Annotated in this window: 29 protein-coding genes; 17 read left to right on the forward strand and 12 right to left on the reverse strand. The window is 64.3% G+C overall.

All coding sequences use genetic code 11. The features are described 5' to 3' along the window. The first annotated feature begins 126 nt into the window (after positions 1–126). The 4 genes from GR167_RS17540 (at position 127) to GR167_RS17555 (ending at position 2,732) form a co-directional block, all read left to right on the forward strand. On the forward strand, positions 127–870 hold the full coding sequence (locus tag GR167_RS17540; protein WP_160975033.1) for a bestrophin-like domain: 744 nt from the start codon (positions 127–129) through the stop codon (positions 868–870). Between the two features lie 91 nt (positions 871–961). Continuing rightward, positions 962–1,321: a polyketide synthase gene (locus GR167_RS17545; RefSeq protein WP_160975034.1), complete on the forward strand. Its 360-nt coding sequence runs from the start codon at positions 962–964 to the stop codon at positions 1,319–1,321. A gap of 151 nt (positions 1,322–1,472) precedes the next feature. Next, positions 1,473–1,856, forward strand: coding sequence for a DUF2946 family protein (locus tag GR167_RS17550; RefSeq protein WP_160975035.1), 384 nt, complete (start codon positions 1,473–1,475; stop codon positions 1,854–1,856). A 144-nt stretch (positions 1,857–2,000) separates the two neighbouring features. Next, positions 2,001–2,732, forward strand: a complete 732-nt coding sequence (locus GR167_RS17555) for a Crp/Fnr family transcriptional regulator (protein WP_160975036.1) — start codon at positions 2,001–2,003, stop codon at positions 2,730–2,732. Positions 2,733–2,803: 71 nt separating this feature from the next. On the opposite strand, the gene GR167_RS17560 is transcribed toward GR167_RS17555, so the two are convergent. Next, positions 2,804–3,958 carry an NADH:flavin oxidoreductase/NADH oxidase gene (locus GR167_RS17560; protein WP_160975037.1) on the reverse strand — a complete coding sequence of 385 codons (1,155 nt, stop codon included), beginning with the start codon at positions 3,956–3,958 and terminating at the stop codon, positions 2,804–2,806. A gap of 128 nt (positions 3,959–4,086) precedes the next feature. Here GR167_RS17560 and GR167_RS17565 point away from each other — a divergent pair, with 128 nt between their 5' ends. Then, entirely contained in the window at positions 4,087–4,593 is a 507-nt protein-coding gene (locus GR167_RS17565; RefSeq protein WP_160975038.1) for a hypothetical protein, read from the forward strand. Here the strand turns inward: GR167_RS17565 and GR167_RS17570 are convergent. Genes GR167_RS17570 through GR167_RS17580 form a run of 3 tightly spaced genes read right to left on the reverse strand, consistent with a single transcriptional unit; the run spans position 4,590 to position 7,754 of the window. Continuing rightward, positions 4,590–5,798 carry an ABC transporter permease gene (locus GR167_RS17570; RefSeq protein ID WP_160975039.1) on the reverse strand — a complete coding sequence of 403 codons (1,209 nt, stop codon included), beginning with the start codon at positions 5,796–5,798 and terminating at the stop codon, positions 4,590–4,592. The genes GR167_RS17565 and GR167_RS17570 overlap by 4 nt on opposite strands. Next, entirely contained in the window at positions 5,798–6,535 is a 738-nt protein-coding gene (locus GR167_RS17575) for an ABC transporter ATP-binding protein (protein WP_160975040.1), read from the reverse strand. Before GR167_RS17575 ends, GR167_RS17570 begins: the two co-directional genes overlap by 1 nt. Continuing rightward, positions 6,504–7,754 (reverse strand): efflux RND transporter periplasmic adaptor subunit, encoded by a 1,251-nt coding sequence (locus GR167_RS17580; RefSeq protein WP_160975041.1) that lies wholly within the window; start codon positions 7,752–7,754, stop codon positions 6,504–6,506. The genes GR167_RS17575 and GR167_RS17580 overlap by 32 nt, the downstream gene beginning before the upstream one ends. A 292-nt stretch (positions 7,755–8,046) precedes the next feature. On the opposite strand from GR167_RS17580, the gene GR167_RS17585 reads away from it, so the two are divergent. From GR167_RS17585 to GR167_RS17595, 3 genes are read left to right on the forward strand one after another with little or no spacing between them, the layout of a single operon-like run. After that, entirely contained in the window at positions 8,047–8,337 is a 291-nt protein-coding gene (locus GR167_RS17585; RefSeq protein WP_160975042.1) for an ArsR/SmtB family transcription factor, read from the forward strand. Beyond that, a complete protein-coding gene (locus tag GR167_RS17590) occupies positions 8,334–9,392 on the forward strand; it encodes a permease (protein ID WP_160975043.1) in 1,059 nt (352 codons plus the stop codon). Before GR167_RS17585 ends, GR167_RS17590 begins: the two co-directional genes overlap by 4 nt. A gap of 9 nt (positions 9,393–9,401) precedes the next feature. Next, positions 9,402–9,638, forward strand: a complete 237-nt coding sequence (locus GR167_RS17595) for a thioredoxin family protein (protein ID WP_160975044.1) — start codon at positions 9,402–9,404, stop codon at positions 9,636–9,638. A gap of 42 nt (positions 9,639–9,680) precedes the next feature. Here GR167_RS17595 and pcaD read toward each other — a convergent pair whose 3' ends face one another. From pcaD to GR167_RS17625, 6 genes are all read right to left on the reverse strand, one after another. Beyond that, positions 9,681–10,469 (reverse strand): 3-oxoadipate enol-lactonase, encoded by a 789-nt coding sequence (pcaD, locus tag GR167_RS17600; RefSeq protein WP_160975045.1) that lies wholly within the window; start codon positions 10,467–10,469, stop codon positions 9,681–9,683. 313 nt (positions 10,470–10,782) lie between these two features. Continuing rightward, entirely contained in the window at positions 10,783–11,985 is a 1,203-nt protein-coding gene (locus GR167_RS17605) for an endonuclease/exonuclease/phosphatase family protein (RefSeq protein ID WP_160975046.1), read from the reverse strand. A 60-nt stretch (positions 11,986–12,045) separates the two neighbouring features. Beyond that, complete coding sequence (locus GR167_RS17610) at positions 12,046–12,504, reverse strand: DUF4265 domain-containing protein (protein ID WP_160975047.1); 459 nt, start codon at positions 12,502–12,504, stop codon at positions 12,046–12,048. An 86-nt stretch (positions 12,505–12,590) separates the two neighbouring features. Then, entirely contained in the window at positions 12,591–13,565 is a 975-nt protein-coding gene (locus GR167_RS17615) for a threonine ammonia-lyase (RefSeq protein WP_160975048.1), read from the reverse strand. After that, complete coding sequence (locus GR167_RS17620) at positions 13,562–14,401, reverse strand: alpha/beta fold hydrolase (protein WP_160975049.1); 840 nt, start codon at positions 14,399–14,401, stop codon at positions 13,562–13,564. The genes GR167_RS17615 and GR167_RS17620 overlap by 4 nt, the downstream gene beginning before the upstream one ends. Continuing rightward, the gene (locus GR167_RS17625) at positions 14,401–15,087 is read right to left on the reverse strand and encodes a haloacid dehalogenase type II (RefSeq protein ID WP_160975050.1); all 687 of its coding nucleotides are present in this window, start codon (positions 15,085–15,087) and stop codon (positions 14,401–14,403) included. The genes GR167_RS17620 and GR167_RS17625 overlap by 1 nt, the downstream gene beginning before the upstream one ends. 220 nt (positions 15,088–15,307) lie before the next feature. Here GR167_RS17625 and GR167_RS17630 point away from each other — a divergent pair, with 220 nt between their 5' ends. From GR167_RS17630 to GR167_RS17640, 3 genes are all read left to right on the forward strand, one after another. After that, the gene (locus GR167_RS17630; RefSeq protein WP_160975051.1) at positions 15,308–15,736 is read left to right on the forward strand and encodes an FKBP-type peptidyl-prolyl cis-trans isomerase; all 429 of its coding nucleotides are present in this window, start codon (positions 15,308–15,310) and stop codon (positions 15,734–15,736) included. A gap of 172 nt (positions 15,737–15,908) precedes the next feature. Next, the gene (locus tag GR167_RS17635; RefSeq protein WP_235916003.1) at positions 15,909–16,514 is read left to right on the forward strand and encodes a CDK5RAP3 family protein; all 606 of its coding nucleotides are present in this window, start codon (positions 15,909–15,911) and stop codon (positions 16,512–16,514) included. After that, positions 16,511–16,903 (forward strand): GFA family protein, encoded by a 393-nt coding sequence (locus GR167_RS17640; RefSeq protein ID WP_160975052.1) that lies wholly within the window; start codon positions 16,511–16,513, stop codon positions 16,901–16,903. The genes GR167_RS17635 and GR167_RS17640 overlap by 4 nt, the downstream gene beginning before the upstream one ends. 262 nt (positions 16,904–17,165) lie before the next feature. On the opposite strand, the gene irrA is transcribed toward GR167_RS17640, so the two are convergent. Further along, positions 17,166–17,588 (reverse strand): iron response transcriptional regulator IrrA, encoded by a 423-nt coding sequence (gene irrA / locus GR167_RS17645; protein ID WP_160975053.1) that lies wholly within the window; start codon positions 17,586–17,588, stop codon positions 17,166–17,168. 171 nt (positions 17,589–17,759) lie between these two features. Between irrA and fabA the strand changes: the two genes are divergently transcribed. From fabA to GR167_RS17660, 3 genes are read left to right on the forward strand one after another with little or no spacing between them, the layout of a single operon-like run. Further along, positions 17,760–18,269, forward strand: a complete 510-nt coding sequence (gene fabA / locus GR167_RS17650) for a bifunctional 3-hydroxydecanoyl-ACP dehydratase/trans-2-decenoyl-ACP isomerase (protein ID WP_160975054.1) — start codon at positions 17,760–17,762, stop codon at positions 18,267–18,269. A 47-nt stretch (positions 18,270–18,316) separates the two neighbouring features. Then, positions 18,317–19,546 carry a beta-ketoacyl-ACP synthase I gene (gene fabB / locus GR167_RS17655; RefSeq protein WP_160975055.1) on the forward strand — a complete coding sequence of 410 codons (1,230 nt, stop codon included), beginning with the start codon at positions 18,317–18,319 and terminating at the stop codon, positions 19,544–19,546. 5 nt (positions 19,547–19,551) lie between these two features. Beyond that, the gene (locus GR167_RS17660) at positions 19,552–20,343 is read left to right on the forward strand and encodes an enoyl-ACP reductase FabI (RefSeq protein WP_160975056.1); all 792 of its coding nucleotides are present in this window, start codon (positions 19,552–19,554) and stop codon (positions 20,341–20,343) included. A 220-nt stretch (positions 20,344–20,563) separates the two neighbouring features. On the opposite strand, the gene GR167_RS17665 is transcribed toward GR167_RS17660, so the two are convergent. Further along, entirely contained in the window at positions 20,564–21,433 is an 870-nt protein-coding gene (locus tag GR167_RS17665; protein WP_160975057.1) for a hypothetical protein, read from the reverse strand. A gap of 125 nt (positions 21,434–21,558) precedes the next feature. Between GR167_RS17665 and miaB the strand changes: the two genes are divergently transcribed. The 3 genes from miaB (at position 21,559) to GR167_RS17680 (ending at position 26,246) form a co-directional block, all read left to right on the forward strand. Beyond that, positions 21,559–22,887, forward strand: a complete 1,329-nt coding sequence (gene miaB, locus GR167_RS17670; RefSeq protein WP_160975058.1) for a tRNA (N6-isopentenyl adenosine(37)-C2)-methylthiotransferase MiaB — start codon at positions 21,559–21,561, stop codon at positions 22,885–22,887. 319 nt (positions 22,888–23,206) lie between these two features. After that, positions 23,207–25,030 carry a calcium-binding protein gene (locus GR167_RS17675; RefSeq protein ID WP_160975059.1) on the forward strand — a complete coding sequence of 608 codons (1,824 nt, stop codon included), beginning with the start codon at positions 23,207–23,209 and terminating at the stop codon, positions 25,028–25,030. A gap of 85 nt (positions 25,031–25,115) precedes the next feature. After that, complete coding sequence (locus GR167_RS17680) at positions 25,116–26,246, forward strand: calcium-binding protein (RefSeq protein WP_160975060.1); 1,131 nt, start codon at positions 25,116–25,118, stop codon at positions 26,244–26,246. Positions 26,247–26,269 lie beyond the last annotated feature (23 nt).

Here is a 26,269-nt window from a genome sequence, read left to right on the forward strand (position 1 = left end):
GGATCGTCGCTGGGCCGTCCGGTTACCGTTTTCGTCACCCGCAGGGCCACCGGCCGCTTGCCTGAACGAAAGCGTGCAGCTTAAGCTTAACGCATATTGCAAAGGTATTTAACCGAAAGGGACAGGATGCTTATCGGGGCTGCAATCATCATTGCGACCGTGGCGGTGGTTTTCATGGTCTATTTCACGACGCGGTTCTTGCTGCAGGTGGAACCGGAGGAACGGACAAGGGACCTGGCCGGGTCGGTCCTGTTCCGCATCTCGGCGCTGCACGGCCTGGTGCTGGCGCTGGTGTTTGCGTCGGAGGTGGTGGATTACCATCAGTTAGCCTATGAAAGCGCGGTCGAGGTCAACGCGATATCGGATGTCTATTACGACGCCGACAGATACGGGGACGAAGCGAACGGCGTTCGCGATGCGCTGCGCGATTACTTGGGCTTCATCCCGTCGCAGGAATGGGCCAGCCTGGCCCAAGACGGCACCCTGTCGGGCGAAGCCTGGGGGAAATGGAGCGCGGCCTATGCCGCCACGCTCGACCTGGTTCCGGCAACACCCCGGCAGGAGGCGCTGCGCGCCAACATGCTGAAGAAGATCCACGTGATCGCCGAAAGCCGCGACCTGCGCGAATACCAGGCCAAGTCCGGGCTGAGTTCGGTGTTTTGGATCGCGGCGCTGGTCGGGGTTCTGCTGGTGTCGGTGGGCTATTACACCTTCCCGCCCAAGCGCGACAACCTGATCCTGATTGGCATCTTCGCGGGCTATACCGGGTTCATATTGTTTACGATCTACGCGATGTCCAATCCCTACGGTGCGCCTTCCGCGCTGGAACCGACCCTGTTTGCGGAATTGTTGAGCGAAGTGCAGGGCTAGCGGGCAGGGTGCGCGGCAGGGCGCAGGACAAATCGCCCCATAGGGGATTGCACGCTTGTACCGTTGGTGGGGGCGGCCTACCTAAGTTGTCATGAGGTTGAAAGCACTGCCAATCCTGCTGGGGACGCTGTTTTGCGTCCTGACGTTCGCCATCGCGACGTCCGGATTCGCGCATCGTTTCGCCTCGCCTGCCGAGGAACGGGCCGAGATTTATGCCGCCGCCTTTGGGCTGGTGGCCAGTGACCTTTGTGCAAGTTCCGACAAGGTCTGCGCCAAGAAGGGCTGCGATGCCTGCCGCCTGATGACGGCGTTCCATCTGCCCGAGGCGGCGCCGGATTACGTCCGGCTGTCGCCCTTGCCGGCGCTGGCGGAGGCGGAGATGTCCGCGCCGCGCCTGTCATCCTTGACCAGGGAGGCCGCGCGCCCGGCCCGGGCGCCACCGCTGGCCTGACGTTTATCGCCACCCGAAAACGTCCCGGCCCTCATGGCCGGATGCCATCCCTGGATACCTGAAATGACGCTTTATTGCCGCTTCGCGGGCTTTCACGCCGCGCTGCAAGACCGCCCTGCCGCCATTCCCGGCAAGGGGCGCTGAGCCGCCGATGCGATTGATCGCCCGCCTTCTTCCCCGGACGCTGCTTCTGCTGGCGCTGGTGCTTGTTGGGACCGTTCCCGACGGCACCATGCGGCAGGCGGGGCCGGACGGCATTCGCCTGGTGCTGTGCACCAGCGACGGCACGCGCGAGGTGTGGCTGACCGAGGATGGCGACACGATCCCCGTCGATGCGGAAAACGGCAAGGGCGGCAAGCACGAGCGCCACTGCGTCCAGGTCGCGCTGATCGCGCAGAACGCGCCGGTGCCGCAGCCGGTGCCGGTCGAACTGGCGTTGCTGTTCGCCGATCTGGCGCGGCCCGACCATCAGACATTGCACCGGCAGATCGCCGGCGGCGCGCGAAGGGCGCGCGCCCCGCCCGTTTCCGTCTGATCGCGCCGGACCTGTGTCCGGCGATCCCGAACAGATGTCGGAACGGGATAAGCGCCGCCGGATGATCCGGTCAGTGCGCAGCTTCCCCCGACCGCATCCTGCCGCAACGGCGCGGCAGGGTATCCCATGCGAAGGAGACGCGAGATGAATGCGATGACGCAGCCCTGGGAAAGCCCGGGGCAGATAGAACCGATCCGCACCGGAACGAAGCAGCAGGGGCTGTTTCGCGGGTTGACGGCGCGGCAGAAAACCAAGGCCATGCAGGCCCTCACAGAAGAAGTTTACGGCGATGGCGACCTGCTTCCCAGAAATGAGGCCGGGTTGCCGCAGCTGGATATCGTGCTGCGCGGCGCGGTGCGCAACGAAGTGACTGACGCCGACGGCGGCAGCCGGCTTTGCGGCATGGCCTTCGCGGGGGAATTCCTGTCCCCGGCCGGGCCGCGCACGACCTCGGTGCGGCGCAGCGCGATCGGCGAAACGGTGCTGCTGTCCTGCGACGGCGACGTCTTCGCGGCGCTGATGAATGACATCCCGCGGCTGCGGCTGAACTACCTCGAGGACCTGCAGGACCGGGTCGACGAGACCCGCCGCTGGCAGGTCATGCTGGGTCGCAAGACGGCGATGCAGCGGGTCGCGTCGCTGCTGCTGTCGTTCTGGGAACGCCAGGGCCGCCCGGTCGAGATGGACCTGCGGCTGAGCCGGGCCGAGATGGGTCAGATTCTGAGCCTGACCTTCGAGACGGTTTCGCGCCAGATCAAGGCGCTGGAAAAGGCCGGTGTGGTGGCGCTGCCGCTGCCGAGCTGCGTGCGCATCCGCGATACGCAGGGCCTGCTGGCCGCCACCGGCGAGGCCGTGCAACTGCGCAAGGCGGCCTGAGCCGTCGGTCGCTTTCGTCTCCGATCCTTTGCCGGTCCGGCGCAGGTCGCGCCGGACCGGAGAGGGGGCGGTCAGCCGTCGATTTGGGTCTGGTAGAAAGCCGATGTCTTCTGCCGCCCGGCCAGCCACCAGCCCGATTGTTCCGGCCAGGTTTCAAACGCCATGTCATGGCCCAGGTCGCGCGCCGCGTGCAGCGCCCAGTTCGGATCGACCAGCGCCTCGCGGCCGATGGCGATCAGGTCGGCGCTGCCCTGTTTCAGGATGTCCTCGGCCTGCCGCGGGTGGGTGATCAGCCCGACGGCCATGGTTGCCATGTCGGCATCCTTGCGCACCCTCTCGGCATAGGGGACCTGGAAGCCGGGCTGGCGTTTCTGGTTGCCCGATGCCGTCGCCGCCCCGGCGATGCCGCTGGAGGAACAATCCATCACGTCGATCCCGATGCGCTTGAGCTCCTTGGCCAGGACCACGGTGTCGTCGAGCAGCCAGCCGTCGGGCGATCCGTCGACGGCGGAGGTGCGGAAGAACAGCGGCAAGTCGTCGGGCCAGACCGCGCGCAGGGCTTCGCTGACCTCCAACGCCAGCCGCATCCGCCCGGACAGGTCGCCGCCGTATTCATCGCTGCGCTGGTTCGACAGCGGCGACAGGAAGCTGTGGATCAGGTAGCCATGCGCGCCGTGCACCTCGGCGATCTTGTAGCCCGCCGCCAGCGCCCGCCGTGCCGCCGAAACGTAATCCTCAATCAGATCGGCGATTTCGGCCTTGGTCAGGGCGTGCGGCACCGGCCAGCCCTCGGCCACCGGCAGGGCGGAGGGACCGACCGGGGTCCAGGGCATGTCGCCACGGGCGAAATCATCGTCGTTCAGCGGGCCGTTGCCGTACCACGGGCGCTGCATGCCGCCCTTGCGCCCGGCATGGCCCAGCTGGATCGCCGGGATGGCGCCGTTGCGCAGCGCGAACTGGGCGATGCGGGCGTGACCGGGGATTTGGCTGTCGGTCCACAACCCGGGGCATCCGTGGGTGATGCGGCCGCATTTCTGCACCGCCGTGGCCTCGGTGAAGATGATCCCGGCGCCGCCCGTCGCGAACCGGCCCAGGTTGACCAGGTGCCAGTCCTCCATATGGCCGTCATGGGCGGAATACTGGCACATCGGCGAAATCACCACGCGGTTGCGGGTGGTGATCCCGCGCAGGGTCAGCGGCTGAAACAGATGCGGTGTGGCGGTCATTGGCGGTCCTCCCGGTTATTTGAGCGGCACGCTAGCGCGGGGGACAGCGGGTGGCAATCGGTCCAAGGCGGGAAGACGGTTTCGTGCTATCCTGCCTGTCGATTGGAACCCCGCCGGGAGGATCAGCGATGCGCAAGCGGTTGGCGTTCTGCCTTGTTCTGGCCCTGGCCTGCCCGGCGCGGGCGCAGCAATCGCCGGACTTTCCCAGGGGCGAAAGCTTCGTCATCCAGCTGACCAGTTCGCAATTCGTCAGCGGTTTCGGCGATTACCTGGTGCCGCCCTTGCTGGATGCGTTTCTCGATACCGGGATGACCTATGACGGCGGTCCCGACCCGGATTTCGCCGCGACCGTCGACACGGATTCGGATGTCGGCAAATGGGTCGAACAGGGAGACGAACAGGTCTGGATCTACCGGCGTTCGGTGACGGTCGGGCTGTCGCCCGCCGATATAGATGTCGAACCGCAGGGCAAGCTGTCGCCCAGCTTTTCGGTGACGGTCCTTCTGGATACGCCCGATCAGGACCGGGTCGACGAACTGAACTGCCTGATCGCGCTGGCGACGCGCGAACTGTCATACCGCTACCGGCCCGAGGGGCATGTCACCGTGAACGGGCAGGGCTGCGCGCGGGACTAGTGGCGCAGCGCCTGGATCGGGTCGAGCTGCGCCGCCCGGCGGGCCGGGAAATAGCCGAAGATGACGCCCACCAGCACCGAGAAGGCAAAGGCGATCAGCACGATCTGCGGATCGACCACGAAGGGCACGTTCAGCATGTTCGACCCAATGGCGCCGAAGCTCAGCCCCAGCACCACGCCGATCAGCCCGCCCAAGCCCGACAAGACGACCGCTTCGACCATGAACTGCAGCAGCACCTGGCGCGCTTGCGCGCCGACCGCCATGCGGATGCCGATTTCCCGCGTCCGTTCGGTGACCGACACCAGCATGATGTTCATGATGCCGATGCCGCCGACCAGCAGGCTGACCGCCGCGACCGCCGACAGAAGCCCGGTCAGAACATCGGTCACCCCGGTCAGCATGGTGGCCATCTGTTCCATGTCGCGGATGGTGAAATCGTCGTCCTCGCCCGCGCCGATGCGGCGGATTTCGCGCAGCAGTGCGGTCAGGTCGTCGGTGGCGCGGTCGGTGGAAAACCCGTCGCGTACCGAAATATAGATCAGCTGGATATCCGAGCTGCCCGCGATCCGGCGGGCGAAGGTGCGGAAGGGGACGATCACGATATCGTCCTGGTCGGTGCCGAAGGAAGACGCACCCTTGGCGGACAGCACCCCGATCACGTTGCACGACAGAGTGCCGAGGCGGATGTTTTCGCCGACCGGATCGGCGTTGCCGAACAGTTCCTCGCGCAGGGTTTCGCCCAGGATGCAGACCTGCTTGCCGGCCTCTTCCTCGAGATTTGTGAAGCTGCGGCCCTGCGCCATGTCCCAGTCGGTGGCCTGCAGGTAGTTGTTGGTCGTGCCGGTGACCCGGGTGCGGTAATTGGTGTTGCCATAGACCGCGACCATGGTCGAAGACCCGGTCGGCGCGGCGGTTTCGACGCTGGACAGCTGATCGATGATGGTTTTGACGACCTTTTCGTCGAAAGGCCGCGCGGTATCGGTGGTGGCGCTTGGCCCGAACCGGGCCTGGCCCGGGGTCAGCATCAGCAGGTTGGCGCCCAGCTTTTCCACATCCGTCGTCACCTGCGCGGTCGATCCGCGGCCCAGCGTGACCATGGTGATCACCGCCGCCACGCCGATCACCACGCCCAGCACGGTGAGGAAGGACCGCATCGGGTTGCGCAGGATCGCCTGCACGGCAAGCTTCACGGTTTCCCAGAACATCAGCGCTTTCCTCCGCGGGTCTTGCGCACGGAGTCGACCCGGCCGTCGACCATCCAGATCAGCCGGTCGGCATATTCGGCCATGTCGTCTTCGTGCGTCACCATGACGATGGTCAGCCCGTCTTCGCGGTTGAGCTGTTGCAGCAGTTCGACGATCTCGGTCGAGCGCTTGGTGTCGAGGTTGCCGGTCGGTTCGTCGGCCAGCACCAGGCTGGGACCGCCGGCCAGGGCGCGGGCGATCGCCACCCGCTGCTGTTCGCCGCCCGACATCTGCGACGGATCGTGGCGCGCCCGGTGGCCCAGCCCGACCTTTTCCAGCGCCGCGATGGCGCGGGCTTCGCGTTCGGCGCGGGGGCGGCCCTGATAGATCATCGGCAGTTCGACATTCTGCAGCGCCGTGGTGCGCGGCAGCAGATTGTAGCCCTGGAACACGAAGCCCAGGTAATGGCGCCGCAGCAGGGCGCGCTGATCGCGGGTCAGGTTGGCGACGTCGACGCCCTTGAACAGGTATTGCCCCGAACTGGGCCGGTCGAGGCAGCCCATCACGTTCAGCGCGGTGGATTTGCCCGACCCCGACGGGCCCATGATGGCGACGAATTCGCCCTGGGCCACGTCCAGCGTCACCCCGTCCAGCGCCCGCACCAGCGCATCGCCCTTGCCATAGACACGGGTGACGTCGCGCAGGGCGATGACGGATTGCGGGTCCTCACTCGGCAACGATACGGTCGGTGATGACAAGATCACCCTCCTGCAGGCCGCTGCCGGGTTCGATCACGGTGACCGACCCGTCGGATTGGCCGGTTTCGACGCGAATTTCCTGCGGTTCCCCGTCGCGCAGCACCCACAGGGTCGGTTCGCGATCGCCGTTGTCGCGCTGCGCGGTGTCGCGCGGGTGCGAAAACACCAAGCCCAGCAAGCCGCTGCCGCCTTCGTCTTCCTCCACCTCGACCGGCGGCGCGTAGCGCAGCGCGGCGTTGGGCGCCAGCAGGGCGTCTTCGACCGAGGCTGTGATGATATCCGCCGTCGCGGTCATCCCCGGCAGCAGCGCCATGTCGGAATTGTCCAGCGACAGGATGCCGGTATAGGTCACCACCCCGTCCACCGTTTCATGGGCGAAGCGCAGCTTGGCGATCTCGGCCGGGAACACCCGGTCGTCATAGGCGTCGACGGTGAAGCGCGCCTGCTGGCCGACCTTGACCCGGCCGATATCTGCCTCGTCGATGCCGATCTGCAATTCCATCTGGGTCAGGTCCTCGGCCACGGTGAACAGCACCGGCGCCGACAGCGAGGCGGCGACGATCTGACCTTCCTCCACCGCGCGGTCCAGCACCACACCGTTGACCGGCGAACAGATGCAGGCCTTGTTCAGATCCGCCTGCACCAGGTCGAGATTGGCCTGCGCCAGGTCGCGGTTGGCGACGGCGGACTGCAATTCGGCTTCGGCCCGGGCGAAGGCCGCTTCCTGGCCGATCAGGGTTTCTTCGGTTTCGACGCCGCGGCGCGACAGTTCCTGGCCGCGAACAAGCGTTTTCTGCGCCTCGTCCAGCGTCGCCTGCGCCAGCGCGACCATGGCTTCGGCCGAGGCGAGCGAGGCTTTCTGCACCGCCAGTTGCGCTTCCAGCTTGCTGGTGTCGAGCGTCGCCAGCACGGTGCCGTGTTCGACCTCGTCGTTATAATCGACATGCACCTCGGCGATGGTGCCGGACAATTCGCTGGACACGTCGAACAGGTTGGTGGGTTCGACCGATCCGGTGGCCGACACGACCACTTCGAACCCGCCGCGGGTCAGCGGTTCGGTGATGTAGCGCACCTGCCCGTCGGAGCTGCCAGCGAGGTAGTAATAGGCGCCGCCACCGGCCACCACGGCCAGCGCGGCAATGCCGATCCAGCGCCACGGCTTGCGCTGAGATTGCCCGAGCTCCAGGGTTTTGGAAATGTCGTCTGCTTCGGTGCTCATGCCTCAGTTCTCCCGGGCGGTGACTGCGAATCTAGGTCAGTCTTGCTAATACGGTTGCAGTGTCAGGCTTCCGTCGCAAGAAAATCGTTTTTTGCGGAAATGATCCATAGGGGTCGTTACGGCAACGGATCGGGGACGTGACCAAATTGCGGGCACAAGCAGCGACACAGCGCAGCTGGGGCGGATCGTTTGCCCGCCTGTTGTGATCATTCGTCGCACAGCCGCATATCCGTCGCCATCGGGATTGCAGCGACTCGCGCATATGCGTATATGCGCATAAACGGAGGCGCCCATGATCCTGACTGTTCTGAATGCCCTGGCCGAACCGACGCGGCTGACTGCGATGGCGATCCTTGCCGATCACGGCGAACATTGCGTTTGCGAATTGATGGAGCGCTGTTCCGCCACCCAATCGCGGATGTCGCGGCACATGGGGGTGCTGAAAGCGGCCGGGCTGGTGATCGATCGGCGCGATGCGCAATGGGTCCGCTACCGGATCAATCCCGACCTTCCCGCCGATATTTCCGCCGCGGTCGAGGCCGTTCTGGCCTGCCGCAAGACCGCAGAAAGGAAAGCCGCATGACAAGCAATGTATCCGCGCCGCCGTCGCACCGCCCCGACTGGCAATGGCATCTGGGCGTTGCCGGGTTCGTGGTGGCCTGGTGGCTGGTCTATCACCAGCTTGCGCCGTTTGCCGAGTGGCTGGTGGCGCTGCTGCCGGTGGATCGCGCCAGCCATACCGGCGAGGCGCTGGCGTTCTTCTTCTACGACGTGCCCAAGGTGATGATGCTGCTGACGCTGATCGTCTTCGCGATGGGCGTGGTGCGCAGCTTCTTCAGCCCGGAGAAGACCCGTGCGGTGCTGTCGGGGCGGCGCGAGGGGATCGGCAACGTGCTGGCTTCGGGGCTGGGCGTGCTGACGCCGTTCTGTTCCTGCTCGGCGGTGCCGTTGTTCATCGGTTTCGTGTCGGCGGGGGTGCCCTTGGGCGTGACCTTTTCCTTCCTGATCGCCGCCCCGATGGTCAACGAGGTGGCGCTGGTGCTGCTGTTCGGGCTGGTCGGCTGGCAGGTGGCGCTGACCTATCTGGGGTTCGGGCTTGCCATCGCCGTGGTGGCGGGGCTGATCATCGGCAAGCTGCGGCTGGAAGGCTGGCTGCAGGATTGGGTGCGTGACATCCATTCCGGCGCCAATGCGCCGGAGCTGCTGGAGGGCGAACACCTGACGATGACCGACCGCTACCGACTGGGCATCGAGGCGGTGCGCGAGATTTTCGCCAAGGTCTGGATCTGGATCATCGCCGGGATCGCCATGGGCGCGCTGATCCACGGTTACGTGCCCGAGGACCTGATGGCGCGGATCATGGGCGCGGATGCCTGGTGGTCGGTGCCCGCCGCTGTGGTCATGGGCATCCCGATGTACACCAACGCCGCAGGGGTCATCCCGATCATCGAGGCGCTTTTAGGCAAGGGCGCGGCGCTTGGCACCGTTCTGGCCTTCATGATGAGCGTCATCGCGCTGTCGCTGCCCGAAATGATCATCCTGCACCAGGTCCTGAAGCTGCGCCTGATCGCCGTGTTCATCGGCACCGTCGCCTCCGGCATCCTGGCGGTGGGATACCTGTTCAACCTGCTTTTCTGAGGAACTGTCATGAAAAACGTCAAAGTCTACGGCCCCGGCTGCAAGCGCTGCGAAACCACCGCCGAAATGGTCCGAGAGGCCGCGTCGAAGCTGGGTGTCGAGGTCGAAGTGGAAAAGGTCACCGATCCGCGCGAAATCGCGATGGCGGGCGTGATGTCGACGCCGGGGATCACGGTCGACGGTAAGCTGGTCCATGCGGGCGGCCTGCCGGACAAGGCGAAGCTGGACGGCTGGCTGGCGGGCTGAGCGCCGCGCCGCCAGTCTTTTATTTCCTGGCCGGGCGCGGGGTTACACGTGCCCGACCTCTTTCAGGAACCCGATCAGCGCATCGGCATATTCCTCGGGCTGTTCGACGCAGGGGATATGACCGGCGCGGCGGATCAGGTGGAATTTCGACCCCGGAATCAGGCCGACGGTTTCGCGCACCAGATCAGGCGGGGTCGATCCGTCCTCGGACCCGGCGATACCCAGCGTCGGCAGCCGCAAGCCGCTGGTGGGCGTGTAGAAATCGGTGCCCGAGATCGCCGCGCAGCAGCCGATGTAGCCCTCTTCCGGTTGCCTTGTCATCATGTTGCGCCAGCCGGTCAGTTCGGCGGTTTCGCGGAACGGGCGGGAAAACCAGCGTTCCATCGTGGCGTCGGCCAAGGCTTCGATGCCGTTTTCCTTCACCGCCGCGATCCGGTCCTGCCACATCTGCGGCTGGCCGATCTTGGCGGCCGTATTCGACAGCACCAGCCCGCGCACCAGGTCGAGCCGCTTGACCGCCAGCCCCTGCGCGATCATGCCGCCGATGGACAGGCCGACGAAGACGCAATCCTTGACCTTCAGGTGATCCAGCAGCCGTTCGGTATCGCGCACCAGCATTCCCATCGAATAGGGGCCGGGCGGGCAGTCGGAAAGCCCGTGGCCGCGCTTGTCGAAGCGGATGATGCGCAGGCCCTTTGGCAGGCGCGGCACGATCTTGTCCCAGAGCCGGAAATCGGTGCCGAGCGAGTTGGCAAACACGATCGGCGCGCCGTCCGGGTCGCCGTCTTCGCGGTAGTGCAGCTTGATGTCTCCGATATCGGCGATGTGCATGGCGGTTCTCCTTGTGACCGGTCGCCGGAAAGTCGGGGAAAAGCGCGGTGGGGTCAAATGGCATCTTTGCATTTTGTCATCCCCCGGATCGCTTGCGATCCGGTTCGCGCCCGACCCCGCCCCCCAGGGCGGGCGCGAATTGATGATACGGTTGCGCTTGATGCAACTTTGATACTTTTCGCGATGTCAGCGTAGATTTCATCGCGCCCACCCTCGGGGCCGGGCGCGAACCTCTGTTGCGCAGTAGAGTGGGCGGGGAAAAGGCGTTTCGAAACGCCTTGGCAAGCCCGTTCGAACGGGCTTGCGCGGGCCCTTACTCCTCCTCCACCCCCAGCCGGATATGGGCCATGATCTGGCCGTGGTCGGAGGCGAGCTTGTTATAGGGCGCCTCGGGGTGGGACCCGTCGGTGATGTGATCGTTAAAGGTGCTGAAATAGTCCATCCGGCCGATCCGCTTCTTGTAGTCGGGATGGAAATGGCGGCTGAGAAAGATCTGGTCGACGGATTCGTAGATGCCGCCGAAGGCCGCCGTATAGACCATGTCGCGCTGCGATTTGCGCACGAACAGTTTCTCCGCCGAATGCAGACGTACCCGCTCCACCGAGTCGGTGATCAGCTTGGCCTCTTCGCGGGAATAGCGGTCGTCTGCGTCCCGCGCGTTGTGGCGCAGCATCCATGCGTAGTTGATGAAGGGCAGCTCGCCGGCGACGATTTCGGAACTGACCGAATGTTCACCGTCGTTGAAATCGCCCAGGGCGATGACCGGGCGGCCCTTGTCGAGCTCCGCCACGATGGCGCGGCGCAGCACCCAGGCCTCGGCCATCCGCCACACGCCGCTGCGCAAGCTGCCCATGGCGCGGCCCACCGGATCGTAGCGGGTCAGATCGGCCTCGGGCGCAAAGGGCGCGCCGGGGGGCTTGTGATATTCGCCGAGCTTGGATTTCAGGTGACAGCAGAACACGCTGATCACGTCGCTGCCCACCGGCACCCGCACCTTGAGGATCGGGCGCGACAGGCGCGACAGGGTGTAGTGACTGCAATCCTCGCCGGTCAGTTCGCGGAACGGGATGGTGAGTGGCTCGTCGAGGTCCTGGATGATTTCCGGCGCGCCGACGAAGCCGTGGCGCGACAGGATGGCGACGCCGGGGCGGCGTTCGCCGGGCTGCCCGGTATCGTTGGCGTTGGGGGCGAAGGCCAGCGCCGCGTCGCGGTAGGGGGTGTAGCCCAGTTTCCGGAACACCGCCTTCTTGTGATAGCGTTTCGAGGCGTCGGGGATGACGGCGGCGTTATAGGCTTCTCCCCTTATATCGGCCTCCTCGATCACCTCGCGCAGGGCGTCTTCTTCGAACACTTCCTGGAAACCGACGATATCGGCGTCCATGGTCAGGATCTGGTCGGCGACCCAGTCGAGCTTCCAGGCGTATTCTTCCGGCGTGTAGGTCTGGAACCGGTAATATTCCTTGTCGGCGCCGATCAGGTTCTTGACGTTGAAGCTGGCGATGGTGAAGCGGGTCATGGGCGGGCCTGTGGTTGCGTGCTTAAAATGTCTGCCTGTGTTTGTGATACACGCAAAGCGTCAGCTTTTCACGACGAGATGGCCAACAGCCCCTTCTTCGACTTCCCACACGCCTGCCGCCGTGCCGGCTTCCAGCAGGGCGCGGGCGGTTGCGATATCGGTGTCGGGCGGGATGTCGACCGCATAGAGCAAATAGCCGAAATTGCCCTCATCGTAGGTGCAGCCGAGGTCCCGCAGCGGGGTCCAGTAGGTCCTGAACGCCCTTTGGCCGGCATGGTCCGAAGGTCTTATCCGGTAGCTGGAATGCCCGCCGATGAAGAGCAGCTTTTCAAAGACCAGCTGCGACCCGCGTTTGCGGGCGATGACAATGTCGCGGTAGCTCAGCCCGGTGGCGAAGAAAGGGGTGCTCTGCAGCCGGTAGCGGTCATGGCCAAGCCCTTCGACGAAGATGTTTTCGCTGGCCCGCCCGTGTTCCGCGTCGTCGGGAAGATCGATTGTCAGTTTGCCGATATTGGCCATTGCTTCCCGGTTTCCGTTTCCACCCTCGAAATCTGCGGCACTAATTGCGCGGCGGGGCAGGGGCCCCGCCCGCTCTGGGCGTTGCCTCAGACCGATAGGCCCTGCAAGGCGCGGACATACATGTCCGGGTCGACGTTGCCGCCCGAGGCGACCACGATCACCGTTTCGGATGTCAGTTCGGAGGCGTGGCTCAGCGCCGCGGCCAGCGCCGCCGCGCCGCCCGGTTCGATCACGATCTTCAGCCGCAGGAAGGCCTGCGCCATCGCGTTCAGGCATTCACCGTCGCTGACCACGATGCCCGCCCCACACAGCCGCTGCAGGATCGGGAAGGTGATGTCGCCCACCGAGGGCGTCATGATCGCGTCGCAGATCGACCCGGTCGTATGCGCGTTGTATTCGATCTTGCCGCTGAGCAGCGAGCGTTTGGCGTCGTCGAAGCCTTCGGGTTCGCAGGGCCGCACTGTCATTTTCGGCGCCCGGGCCTCCAGCGCCAGCGCGATGCCCGAGGTCATGCCGCCGCCGCCGCAGGGGACCAGCACGTCGGCTTCCTCGATGCCCATTTCCCCGGCCTGTTCGGCGATTTCCAGCCCGATCGTGCCCTGTCCCGCGATCACCACCGGGTCGTCGAAGGGCTTGATCAGGGTCAGCCCGCGTTCTTCCGACATCTTGGCGCCGATTTCGCGCCGGTCCTCGGTTTCGCGGTCGTACAGCACCACCTCGGCGCCGAGCGCGCGGGTGTTGTCGATCTTCAGCTGCGGCGCGTCCTTCGGCATGATGATCACCGACGGCACCCCGTGCTGCTGGGCGGCATAGGCGACGCCCTGGGCGTGGTTGCCGCTTGAAAAGGCGATGACGCCCTTGGCGCGGGTATCGGGATCGAGCAATGAGACCGCCGCCCAGCCGCCGCGGAACTTGAAGCTTCCGGTATGCTGCAGGCATTCGGATTTCACCAGCACCCGGCGCCCGGCGATTTCATCCAGGAAGGGCGAGGACAAAAGCGGGGTCTTGCGCGCCTTGCCCGCCAGCCGCCCGGCGGCGGCGTCGATCATGTCGATATTCATGCCGGTTCTCCTTTGCTGAGGCATTGCAGCCAATCACCGATTGCGGCCTGTGCCTCGGGTTCGTCCAGGAACGGAACATGCGCCCGGTCGGCGACATGTGCAACGATCAGATCGGGATTGCGGCGTTTCATTTCCTCGACTGTCTGGAAACTGAGCAGATCGGAGTTCGCGCCGTGGATGACGGCGCAGGGCAGCGGCGCGATTGCGTCGAAATAGGGCCACAGATCGGGGGCGGTCGTGGATGCCTCGACCACCGCGTCGCGCAGTTTCGGGTCGTAGCTGAGCCGCACGCCTTCGGGTGTTTCGACATGGGTGCGGGCGACTTCCTCGCGCCAGCGTTCCAGCGGCACGCCGGGGAATTTTTCCGCCATCGCCGCCTTGCGGGCGCGGGCCATTTCATCGAAGTTGCGGAAATCCGGCTGCACCCCGAGATAGGTCAGGATATCCGCGATCCCGGAGCCTTCCAGCACCGGGCCGATATCGTTCAGGCAGACGCCCAGCAGCCGGTCCTTGGCGCCCATCGCCAGCCCCATCGCGATCATGCCGCCGCGCGAGGTGCCGAGGATCGCAACCTTGTCGATCCCGAGGTGATCGAGCAGTTCCAAAGCGTCCTGCGCTTCGCGCTGCAGGCTGTAGCTGTGGTAATCGGCGGCGTGATCGGACCGGCCGCGGCCGCGGTAATCCATCCGGATCATCCGCACCCCAGCCAGCTGCGGCGCGACGAAGTCGAAATCGCGGGCGTTGCGGGTCAGGCCGGACAGGCACAGGACCGGCAGGCCGCTGCCTGCATCCTCGTAATAGATCGACACGCCGTCGGAACTGGTAAAATGCGGCATCAGGACCTCGCGATATCGGGAATGGCGGTCAGGTCGGACAGGATGTGATGAGGCTTGCCGGGCAGCCGGTCGACCGGATCGCCGCCGCGGTTGACCCAGGCGGTGACAAAGCCGTAGCCCGCCGCCGCCCCCGCATCCCAGCCGTTGGACGATACGAACAGCACCTCGTCACCGGCGCAGCCGAAGCGTTCGCCGACGAGGTCGTAGACCACGCGCGCCGGTTTGAACACGCCAACGCTTTCCACCGACAGCACATCGTCGAGCACGTCGCCGATCCCGGCGCTGTCCACCGCGCCCTTCAGCATGTCGGGCGATCCGTTCGACAGGATCGCGGTGTTCATCCCCGCCGCCTTCAGATCGGCCAGCATCTTGGGGACTTCCGGATAGGCCTGCAATTCCCAGTACAGCGCCAGCAGCCGTTCGCGCAGCGCCGGGTCGCCATTGAGCCCGCAGGCTTCCAGCGACCAGTCGAGCCCGTCCTGGGTGACCTGCCAGAAATCGGTATGTTCGCCCATGATGGCGCGCAGCCAGCTGTATTGCAGCTGTTTCAGCCGCCAGTGTTCGGCCAGTTTCGGCCAGGTGTCGGCCAGGGCCTCGTTGCCCGGCTCGGCGGCGGCCAGCCTTGCGGCGGCGGCGACGTCGAACAGGGTGCCGTAGGCGTCGAAAATGCAGGTTGTGATGGTCATGAGTGGTTCCTCCCGTGGGGGAGGTTGGCACGGTGCGGGGCCGAGGGGAAGGCCGGAATTGTCCCGTTTTCGTGACCGCAGCGGAGCCCGGTTTGCATTCGCCGGGCGGGGCGGTTAGGCTGGCCGCATCAACCCGAGCACCCGCCCCGGCACGTACCGGCAAATCGGCGGCCTCACAGATCAATCCCTTCAGATCAATCCCAACAGGACAGGACGACAGATGACCCAGGTCAAGACGGGCGACACCGTACGCATTCACTATACCGGCACCTTGGCGGACGGATCGGTTTTCGACAGTTCCGAAGGCCGCGACCCGCTGGAATTCCAGGTCGCGAGCGGCCAGATCATCCCGGGGCTGGACGCGGCGCTGCCGGGCATGGCGGTCGGCGACAAGAAAGTGGTCGAGGTGCCCTGCGCCGAAGCTTACGGCGAAACCAACCCGGAAGCGGTGCAGGCGGTGCCGCGCGCCGAGGTGCCGCCCGAGCTGCCGCTGGAGGTCGGGATTCAGCTGCAGGTGCAGACCAATGACGGCCAGGTGCTGCCGGTGACCATCGTCGAGGTGACCGAGGAAGCGGTGGTGCTGGACGCCAACCACCCGCTGGCGGGCAAGGACCTGACCTTCGCGATCGAACTGGTTAGCATCGGCTGATCCAGCCCGGCCCCCGTTTGGGAACGGGGGCGCGCGATGATCCATCGCGTTGCAAAGCGCCGCGCGGCGCTTTACGGCGCCTCTGGCGCCGCGCCCCGGCGCGCGCCGGGGCCCCGCCCGGTGTTCTGTGGGCTTGGTCTGTGGCAGAGTTGTGCTAGGTTCGGGCTGCAACATGACCCGAGGCCCCGCCATGCCGATGACCGCCGAAGCCCTGATCGAACGCATCCGCGAGTTGCAGGAACAGCTCGAAGCCGAGTTGTCCAGGCGGCGGGAGGAATTCCGCTACCGGCTGGAAAACGGCCGCGTGGTGTTCGAGGAGGAGACGCGCAAGGCGCACCGCCTGTTGCGGGTCCGGCTGTCGCGTTTCCTGGCCCGGACCCGGCCGAAAGAGGTGCTGAGCGCGCCGGTGATCTATTCGCTGATCGTGCCCTTCGTGATCCTGGACATCTTCGTGACCGTCTATCACGCGATCTGTTTCCCGATCTACGGCATCCCCAAGGTGCGGCGCCGCGACCACATCCGCGTCGACCGCCATCACCTGGCCTATCTCAACGGCATGCAGAAGCTGAACTGCGTCTATTGCGGCTATGCCAACGGGCTGATTTCCTATGTCCGCGAAATCGCCGGCCGGACCGAGGCCTATTGGTGCCCGATCAAGCACGCGTCGCGGGTCGAGGGGCGGCACGATCATTACCACGAATTCCTCGAATACGGCGACGGCGAGGGCTGGCATGGCGGGCAGGTGCGGCCGCGGCGCGATTTGCAGGACGAGGAATGAACGCACGGGTCTGGCAGGGCCGCTGCCATTGCGGATTTGTCCGCTTCGAGGTCACGGCGGATATCGATCACGTGCGGGTCTGCGACTGTTCCGTCTGCCACCAGCGCGGGGCGCTGAATTTCCGGGTGCCGGAAGAGGCGCTGCTGCTGCAGACCCCGCTGGAGGACTTGCGGCTGTACCAATGGGGCAGCCGGACGGCGAAGGATTATTTCTGCCCGCACTGCGGCATCCTGCCGTTCCGGCGGCCTGCGGCGCCGACGCGGCAGGAACGGGCCGAGGGGGTGGAGCCGTTCGACGGCTGGGCGATCAATACGCGGTGCCTGCAGGGGTTCGATCCGGAAACGGTGCCGGTGGTGCGGGTGCCGGGCAGTCGGATCTTGCTGGATTGATGGGCGGGCCTCTGCTCAATAGAAATCCATGCCCGAAACAGCGGCGCTTCGCGCCGCCGGGCAGCGCCCGACCGCCCACACGGGCGGGCGCTTCGGTGATGTTCGCGCGATACTGAAACGGTGGATGTGGCGGTTGGATAAACTGCCAGTCACACAGGTTTGTGCGCCTACCCGCGGTCGGGCGCTGCCCGGTTGCGTGAACAGGGGGGGAGTGGTGGGGTGAAACCCCACCTTACGGTCAGACGGTGGGGGTGCGATCCGGTTATTTCCGGCGCAGCTTGATCACCACGTCGACGGTGCTGATTTCCGACCCTTCCGGCGCGTCGGGCAGTTTCGCGATCACCAGCTGGTCGCTCGGCGCGTCGGTCAGCTTGCCGTCGTCTTCCCAGAAGAAATGCGGGTGGTCGTGGGTGTTGGTGTCGAAATAGCTTTTCGACCCGTCGACGGTGACTTCCTGCATCAGGCCTGCGTCGCAGAAGGTGCGCAGCGTGTTGTAGACGGTGGCCAGCGACACGCTTTCGCCGCTTTCGCTGACGGCGGCGAACAGGCTTTCGGCGGTGACGTGGCGATGCTGGCCGTCGCCGACCAGAAGCGTTGCCAGGGTCAGCCGTTGCCGGGTCGGGCGCAACCCTGCCCCTGCCAGCCATTCAGACCCGTTTTGCGCCGCTTGCGTGGATGCCGTCATTGTCACGTTCCTTTCCTCACAGGGTAATATAGTGGAGACAGGCCGGGGATTTCAAATGAAAATAGCTCGCATTAGCCCGCCGGTGCCTTTGCGCATGGACTTGCAGGACCGCTCCGGTGGGTGATAGAGGGAGTTGAAAGCAACAATATTTCCCGAAAGGGGGCAGCCTGCATGGCCCAATATCCGAGCAGCTTCGACAAAGAAGACCTTCTGAAATGTTCCCGGGGCGAATTGTTCGGCCCCGGCAATGCGCAGCTGCCCGCGCCGCCGATGCTGATGATGGACCGGATCACCGAGATTTCCGGCGATGGCGGTCTGCACGGCAAGGGCCATGTGGTGGCGGAATTCGACATCACGCCGGACCTGTGGTTCTTCGAGTGCCATTTCCCGGGCAATCCGATCATGCCCGGCTGCCTTGGGCTCGATGGTCTGTGGCAGCTGACCGGCTTCAACCTGGGCTGGCGCGGCTGGCTGGGTCGCGGCTATGCTCTGGGCGTGGGCGAGGTCAAGCTGACCGGCATGGTGCGCCCGGACCGCAAGATGCTGACCTACAAGGTGGACTTCACCAAGGCGATCCAGACCCGGCGGCTGACCATGGGTGTGGCCGACGGCATTGTAGAAGCCGATGGCGAGGTTATCTACCAGGTCAAGGATATGAAGGTCGCGCTGTCGGAAAGCTGATAAGCTGAGCGGACAGAGACCGGCTGGGGTAAAGAAGGAGAGCGCAGATGCGCCGAGTAGTGGTTACCGGGATGGGCGTCGTGTCGTCCATCGGCAATAACGTCGAAGAGGTTCTGGCCTCGCTGAAAACCGGCAAGTCGGGGATCACCGCCAACGAGGCGATGATCGAACACGGCTTCCGCAGCCAGGTCGCGGGGGCGCTGAACATCGACGTCACCGAACATATCGACAAGCGCGCGCTGCGCTTCATGGGGCCGGGCGCGGCCTATGCCCATATCGCGATGCAGCAGGCGATCAAGGATGCCGGCCTGACCGAGGCCGAGATCGTCAACCCGCGCACCGGCCTGGTGGCCGGATCGGGCGGGCCGTCGACCAGCGCCATGCTGGTGGCGCATCAGACCGTGCTGGAAAAGGGCAGCCCGAAGCGGATCGGGCCGTTCGCGGTTCCCAAATGCATGTCCTCGACCATCTCGGCCAACCTGTCGACCGCGTTCAAGATCAAGGGGATCAACTATTCGATCACCTCGGCCTGTTCGACCTCGCTGCATTGCATCGGCAATGCCGCCGAACAGATCATGATGGGCAAGCAGGACGTGATGTTCGCCGGCGGTGGCGAGGAACTGGACTGGACGCTGAGCTGCCTGTTCGACGCGATGGGCGCGATGAGCTCGAAATACAACGACACGCCGGAAAAGGCCTCGCGCGCCTTCGACAAGGATCGCGACGGCTTCGTGATCTCGGGCGGCGGCGGCATCGTGGTGCTGGAAGACCTGGAACACGCGCTGGCGCGCGGCGCCAAGATCTATGCCGAGGTGACCGGTTTCGCCGCCACCTCGGATGGCCATGACATGGTCGCGCCCTCGGGCGAGGGCGGCGAACGGGCGATGCGCCTGGCGCTGTCGACCTTGGCCGAGGACCGCAAGGTCAGCTACATCAACGCGCACGGCACCTCGACACCCGTCGGCGATGTCGGCGAGGTCGAAGCGGTGCGCCGCGTTTTCGGCGACGATTACGTGCCGCCGATTTCCTCGACCAAGTCGATGACCGGCCACAGCCAGGGCGCCACCGGCGCGCAGGAAGCGGTCTATTGCCTGCTGGCGCTGGAACACGATTTCATCATCCCGTCGATCAATGTCGAAACGCTCGACCCGGCGATCCGGGACGGCGAGGTGGCCACCAAGCTGGTGGAAAACGCAGGGCTCGACACGGTGATGACCAACAGCTTCGGCTTTGGCGGCACCAACGGGTCGATGCTGCTGTCGAAATATCTGGGGTGAGCGCCATGTGCGGAGTTCTGACGGGAAAACGCGGGCTGATCATGGGCGTGGCCAATGACCGGTCGATCGCCTGGGGCATCGCCAAGGCGATGTCCGAGGCGGGGGCGGAACTGGCCTTCACCTACCAGGGCGAAGCCTTCGGCAAGCGGCTGGCGCCGCTGGCGGAATCGGTGGGCTCGGACTTCATGGTCGATGTCGACGTCACCGACGAGGCGTCGCTCGAGGCGGCCTTCGGCCAGCTGTCGGCGCGCTGGCCGACGATCGATTTCGTGGTCCACGCGATCGCCTATTCCGACAAGAACGAACTGACCGGGCGTTTCATCAATACCAGCCGCGACAATTTCAAGAATTCTCTGGATATTTCCTGCTATTCCTTCATCGACGTGGCGCGGCGCGCTTACCCGATGATGAAGGAAAACGGCGGCACCCTGCTGACCCTGACCTATGGCGGGTCGAACCGGGTGACGCCGAATTACAACGTGATGGGCGTGGCCAAGGCGGCGCTGGAATCGGCGACCCGCTACCTGGCCAACGATCTGGGCCCCGACGGGATCCGGGTGAATGCAATCTCGCCCGGTCCGATGAAGACGCTGGCGGGCGCGGCCATCGGCGGCGCGCGCAAGACCTACAAGCATACCGACCAGAACGCGCCGCTGCGCTCGAACGCGACGCTGGAAGCGGTGGGCGGCACCGCGGTCTACCTGGCTTCGGATGCGGGCGCCTTCACCACCGGCGAAATCATTCGCGTCGATGGCGGCTATCACGTGCTGGGCATGCCGCAGCCGGAAAACCTGTAAGCGGGGGCTTCGCCTGAACGGCGAAGCGGATGGGGGCGCTGCCCCCGTCGCCCGTACCGGGCGACTCCCCCGGAGTATTTCTGCCAAGAAGAAGGGCAGCGGGCTCAGGGTTTCTTCTTGGTGAAAATACTCCCGCCGGAGGCATGCCCGAGTGAAATTGCTGCAGGCAATTTCGCGAGACATAAAGCGCGCGCCTTGGCGCGCACAATTTAGATCCGGGTCAGAACCATTGGCCGGGTTCCATCAGCCCCAGGTCCAGCAATTGCCGCGAATGCCATTCGAACGGGGTCGAATTGTGCCAGCGGAAGCTCTGGATGTCGTAGCGCGATCCGGGATTGCGCTTCAGCGCCTTGGCGGTGCGGAAGGAACAGATCGCGGCGGTCAGGTTGTGGTGCCAGGGACAGGAATAGGTGTTGTATTCCTCGTCGTTGAAGGTGTGGTCGTCGCGCAATTCCAGCCCCGGTTTCGATTTGAACAGCGAAATCCGGTCGATCTTGCGGCGCTTGGCGGGGATATGTTCCTCGTAGCGCCAGCGCAGCCCGCCGAAGAAATCCAGCTGCCGTTCCTTGGGATGGTTGTGATTGTCCGGATCGTTGCGCGCCAGCGCGTAATAGCCCGACTTGTCCAGATGCGCGCTGTCGAGCGAGACCGCGTTGGGGGCTTCGTCCAGGTCGGCGGCGTAGAGATCGACCACATAGGTCAGCATCGCGGCCCGCCGTTCCTCGGCGTGGAAGGCCAGCATTTCGCCCACGGTGCGGGTTTCGCAGAACGGGTAGAACAGGTATTCGGCGTTGAAGCAGTAGAACATCCACAGATCCGGCGCCGCCTCGATCACCGCGTTGACCGCCGTCTGTACCGCCTGTTCGGCCAGCGGGTCGTAGCTGATCCGGTGCACGCTGTCGTGCAGGTCCTCGGCCAGGTCGAACGCGTCGGGCATGAAGACCAGCGCGGTGCGGAAGCCGCTGTTGAGCTGGTGGCGGATCGTGGTGTCGATCTCGGTCTCGTCCTCGGCGAAGGTCATCGACAGCGGCCCCTGGCGCAGCGCCGCGCGGCCGCGGGACAGAAAATCCGACAGGCTGTCGTATTGCATGCCTTACCCCTTGCCCCAAACCTTTGCCTGCTTCGGGGTCAAATTCGGCCAAATCGCCCCGCATTGCAAGTCGCCCCGGTTCTGGTATAGGACGGCGCCTTGAAACCGCGGACAGGATCAGCCCGATGAGTGAGCCCAAGAAACTCTTTATCAAGACCTATGGCTGCCAGATGAACGTCTATGACAGCGAGCGCATGGCCGAAGCCATGGGCGGGTCCGGCTATGTCGAAACCGACCGGGCCGAAGACGCCGACATGATCCTGCTCAACACCTGTCACATCCGCGAAAAGGCGGCCGAGAAGGTCTATTCCGAACTGGGCCGGTTCCGCGCGCTGAAGGATGAAAAGCCCGATCTGAAGATCGGCGTCGCCGGCTGCGTCGCCCAGGCCGAGGGCGAGGAAATCATGCGCCGCCAGCCGCTGGTCGACCTGGTGGTCGGGCCGCAGTCCTATCACCGGCTGCCCGAGATGGAGGCCAAGACGCGGCAGGGGGAAAAGGCGCTCGACATCGATTTCCCCGAGGAAGACAAGTTCGAGAAGCTGAAGAACCGCCCCAAGGCGCGGCGCGCGCCGGCGGCGTTCCTGACGGTGCAGGAAGGCTGTGACAAGTTCTGCGCCTTCTGCGTGGTGCCCTATACGCGCGGCGCCGAGGTGTCCCGACCGGTGGAGCGGGTGCTGGGCGAGGCGCGCGACCTGGTCGAGCGCGGCGTGCGCGAAATCACCCTGCTGGGCCAGAACGTCAACGCCTATCACGGCGAAGGCCCGGACGGCACCTGGTCGCTGGCGCAACTGATTTGGGCGCTGAACGATATCGACGGGCTGGAGCGCATCCGCTTCACCACCTCGCACCCCAACGACATGGATGACGACCTGATCGCGGCGCATGGCGAATGCAGCAAGCTGATGCCCTACCTGCACCTGCCGGTGCAGTCGGGTAGCGACCGGATTTTGAAGCGGATGAACCGCAGCCACACCGCCGAAAGCTATCTGAAGCTGATCGAGCGTATCCGCGCGGCACGGCCCGATATCCTGATCTCGGGCGATTTCATCGTCGGCTTCCCGGAAGAGACCGAAGAGGATTTCCAGGCCACGATGGACCTGATCCGCGCCGTCGAATACGGTCAGGCCTTCAGCTTCAAATATTCCACCCGCCCCGGCACCCCGGCGGCGGAACGTGCCCAGGTCGACGACGCGGAAGCCAGCGACCGGCTGCAGCGGCTGCAGGCGCTGATCACTCAGCAGCAGCGCGCCGTGCAGGACAGCATGGTCGGGCGCGACGTGTCGGTGCTGTTCGAAAAGCCGGGCCGCCGCGACGGCCAGATGGTGGGCAAGTCCGATTACCTGCACGCGGTCCATGTTACTGGCGCCGTCGAGGCCGGTATCCGGGTGGGCGATATCGCCCGGGTGCGGATCGTCGAAAGCGGCGCCAATTCGCTGGCCGGGACGCTGGTCTGACCGGCCGGTTGCGGCGGGCCGGTTGCGGCGCATCCTAATTTCCTGATCCTGCAAACAGGTCCCGTTCGGCTTTCCCGTTCGGGCTTTGCTGGCCTGCCGTCGCTTGGCGGTGGGGGGCATTTCTTCGCGTTTTGATTGGCGCTGCAGTATTGTTATGGTTCAATCAGTTCGACTGGGCTGATGCGCTCTGACGTCTTGGATATGAATTTTTAAGGTCGAAGTTTGGCTTTGGCCGTCTGTTTTTTCGGTTTGCCTGATGGGGGTCGGGTCGGGCCTGTGCCGCCGGTTTCCTCAACGCAAAACTTGAGGGAGTTGACCAATGACACTTGTAACTTTCTTTGAAGATCCCTCCACCCATGTAAGTTCCTACAATTTTGACTATGCCCTTGTTAATCCGGTTCTTCGCGACACTGACGGGGCGGCCAGCGAAACGGAGCTCGCTGTTATTTGGGCTGGCTGGGGCATCACCTATACCGGTTCGGGTTTTACCTATGACGAAGAGGGATACCTGACAGCCGGCACCATGACCGGCATCGAAATTATCGACGAACTGGGGGAGCCGCTGGCTGAAATCGGCGATATCGCTTGGGGTGTTACTGATTTCCTATATGCGCAATCCCTGGCAGAGGAACCGTTCACCTATGGCGACTTCGCGGGCTTCGCCGACCTGTTTGGAACACGCTGGACGGTGGACGCAACGCAATCGGCTTTCGTGATGGATTCCTATACGGGCCCGTTTTGGTTTGTCCTGATGGGTAATGCCACTGACGGCTTTACGCTGACAGGCTCGGCAGGCGGCAGTTTCGTGGTGGCAGGTCCGGGCGACGATTTGCTAATTGGCGGACCGGAGGCCGATGGTTTTCATGGCGGTGAGGGCAACGATACGATCGAGGGCCTTGGCGGCAGCGATGATATCTCCGGTGGGGAAGGGGATGACCTGCTCCTTGGTGGCGATGGCGACGACAGGCTTCAGAGCGGCCAAATCCTGACCGAAACGGCCGGATCGGATACGTTCGATGGCGGTGACGGCTATGATGAAGCTGAAATTCTGCTTTACGACGAAAATTACAATAACCAAGCCTTCCTTTTCACCATGTCAGGCGACGACATCATCCTGACGGTCGGCAGTGACGAAATCACCCTGCGCAATATCGAGGCCATCGATTTCAATACGTCCGGAAACGATGCGATCGGCACGTTTCTGGTCTCGGATATCGTGTTCGATGTCGCCGCGGTTTTTGAGAAAGGCACGGAAGGCGATGACACCTTGCTGGGCGATGCCAATCACGATTCCCTGGAAGGGGGCGCCGGGAACGATTTCCTGTCGGGCTTTGGTGGCAACGATTTCCTGCTAGGCGGGCAGGGCAGCGACACGCTGGATGGCGGCGACGGCAACGACATATTGATGAGCATCAGCCTCAGTTATGCCGGTTTAGACGGTGATGACGTGATGTATGGCGGGGCCGGCGACGACGCGCTGTCCGGCGGGGATGGCAATGACCGCATGTTTGGCGATGACGACAACGACAGCCTTGCTGGCGACGACGGGACGGATTTGCTTGTCGGGGGCGAGGGTGACGACGAGTTGCTGGGCGGTTGGTCGGAAACCGACACCCGCGACAACATCTATGGCGGCGACGGCAACGATTACATCGACGGCGGCTACGGCAATGACGAACTGCGGGGCGATGCCGGGGCGGATACGATCAACGGCGGTTACGGGGTCGATACCGTGGTCGGCGGCGCTGGTGACGACCTGTTGGCGGGGCAGGCCTGGTCCGACCTGATCTTCGGCGGCGACGGGATGGATTTCATCAATGGCGGCTTCGGGTCCGACCGGATTAATGGGGGCGCGGGGGGCGACCATTTTTTCCACGCCGGCGTGATCGGGCACGGGTCGGACTGGATCCAGGATTACGACGCGGCCGAAGGCGACATCCTGCATTACGGCGGTTCCGGTGCCACGCTTGACCAGTTCCAGGTCAATTTTGCCGAAACCGCCGGTGCCGGCGACGCCGGGGTCGAGGAAGGCTTCGTGATCTACCGCCCGACCGGGCAGATCCTCTGGGCGCTGGTAGATGGTGCAGCGCAGGAGGAAATCAACCTGATGTTGAATGGCGTGAGTTACGACTTGCTGGCTTGATTTGTGTTAACAGAACGTTAACCTTTTCAGGCAGTAAACAGTGTCCGAGCGTTTAAAATAATATCATTTTTATAGGGGGGCTTTTATGCTTCTGAATTATTACGGGTTCTACCCTGGCTTCCTGGCTGACGCCTTTTTCAATGAGTTTGGCGAGGTCAATCTCGACATTCTCAGCGTCAGCTCGACACAAGCCGTTCTTGAACAGCTAGACAGTGGCATCATAACCACGCTGACCGGCACCAACTTTGCCGTCGATGGCACCGGTAGCCCGACCGGCGGCACGATCACCGGCATCAGCTTCGAAACCTCCGGCAGCAACACCATCGCCGAGATTTCGGGGATCAGCTGGAGCCTGGTGGCCTTTGATGAAGCGTTGGCCGCTCTCGAGGAAGATGACAACCCGGTGCCGATGTCCGACCTGTTCGACAGCAGCGGCGCGATCACCGTCGATGCCAGCACTGCGAACCAGCCTCTGGACATGACGGACTGGGAAGACTTGCTGCCCTTCATCAACAACAGCGTGAATGTCACCGGCACCAATTCCTCTGACGACATCCTGGGCGGCGCCGGCCGCGACAGCCTGGATGGCGGGGACGGCTTCGATTTCATTTTTGGCGGCAATGGTCAGGACACGCTGATCGGCGGTGCCGGGGACGATGAAATGATCGGCGGCGACAGCGAAAACGACCTGCGCGATGTCATGTATGGAGGCGACGGCGCCGACTACATGGACGGCAATTACGGCAATGACGAACTGCGCGGCGATGCCGGCAACGACACGCTGATCGGCGGCTTCGGCGCAGACACCGTGCTGGGCGGCGACGGCGATGACAACCTGACCGCACAGGCCTGGGGCGATCTGCTGTTCGGCGGCGACGGCAACGATTTCATCAATGGCGGTTTCGGCTACGACCGGGTCAATGGCGGCACCGGGGCCGACGCTTTCTTCCATCTCGGCGTGGCCGGGCACGGGTCGGACTGGATCCAGGACTTCGACTCGGTAGAGGGCGATTACCTGCTGTACGGCGGCACCGCCACGGCCGACCAGTTCCAGATCAATTATGCCGATACCGAGAATGCCGGCGAGGCAGGCATCAGCGAAGCCTTCATCATCTATCGTCCCACCGGTCAGATCCTCTGGGCGCTGGTCGATGGCGGCGGACAGGAAGAAATCAATCTCATGATCGGCTCCACCCTCTACGACCTGATGGCTTGATCTGCACCGATTAGGCACTAATC

Origin of the sequence: Thalassovita mangrovi, assembly GCF_009857745.1 — a bacterium.
Lineage (GTDB): Bacteria > Pseudomonadota > Alphaproteobacteria > Rhodobacterales > Rhodobacteraceae > Thalassobius > Thalassobius mangrovi.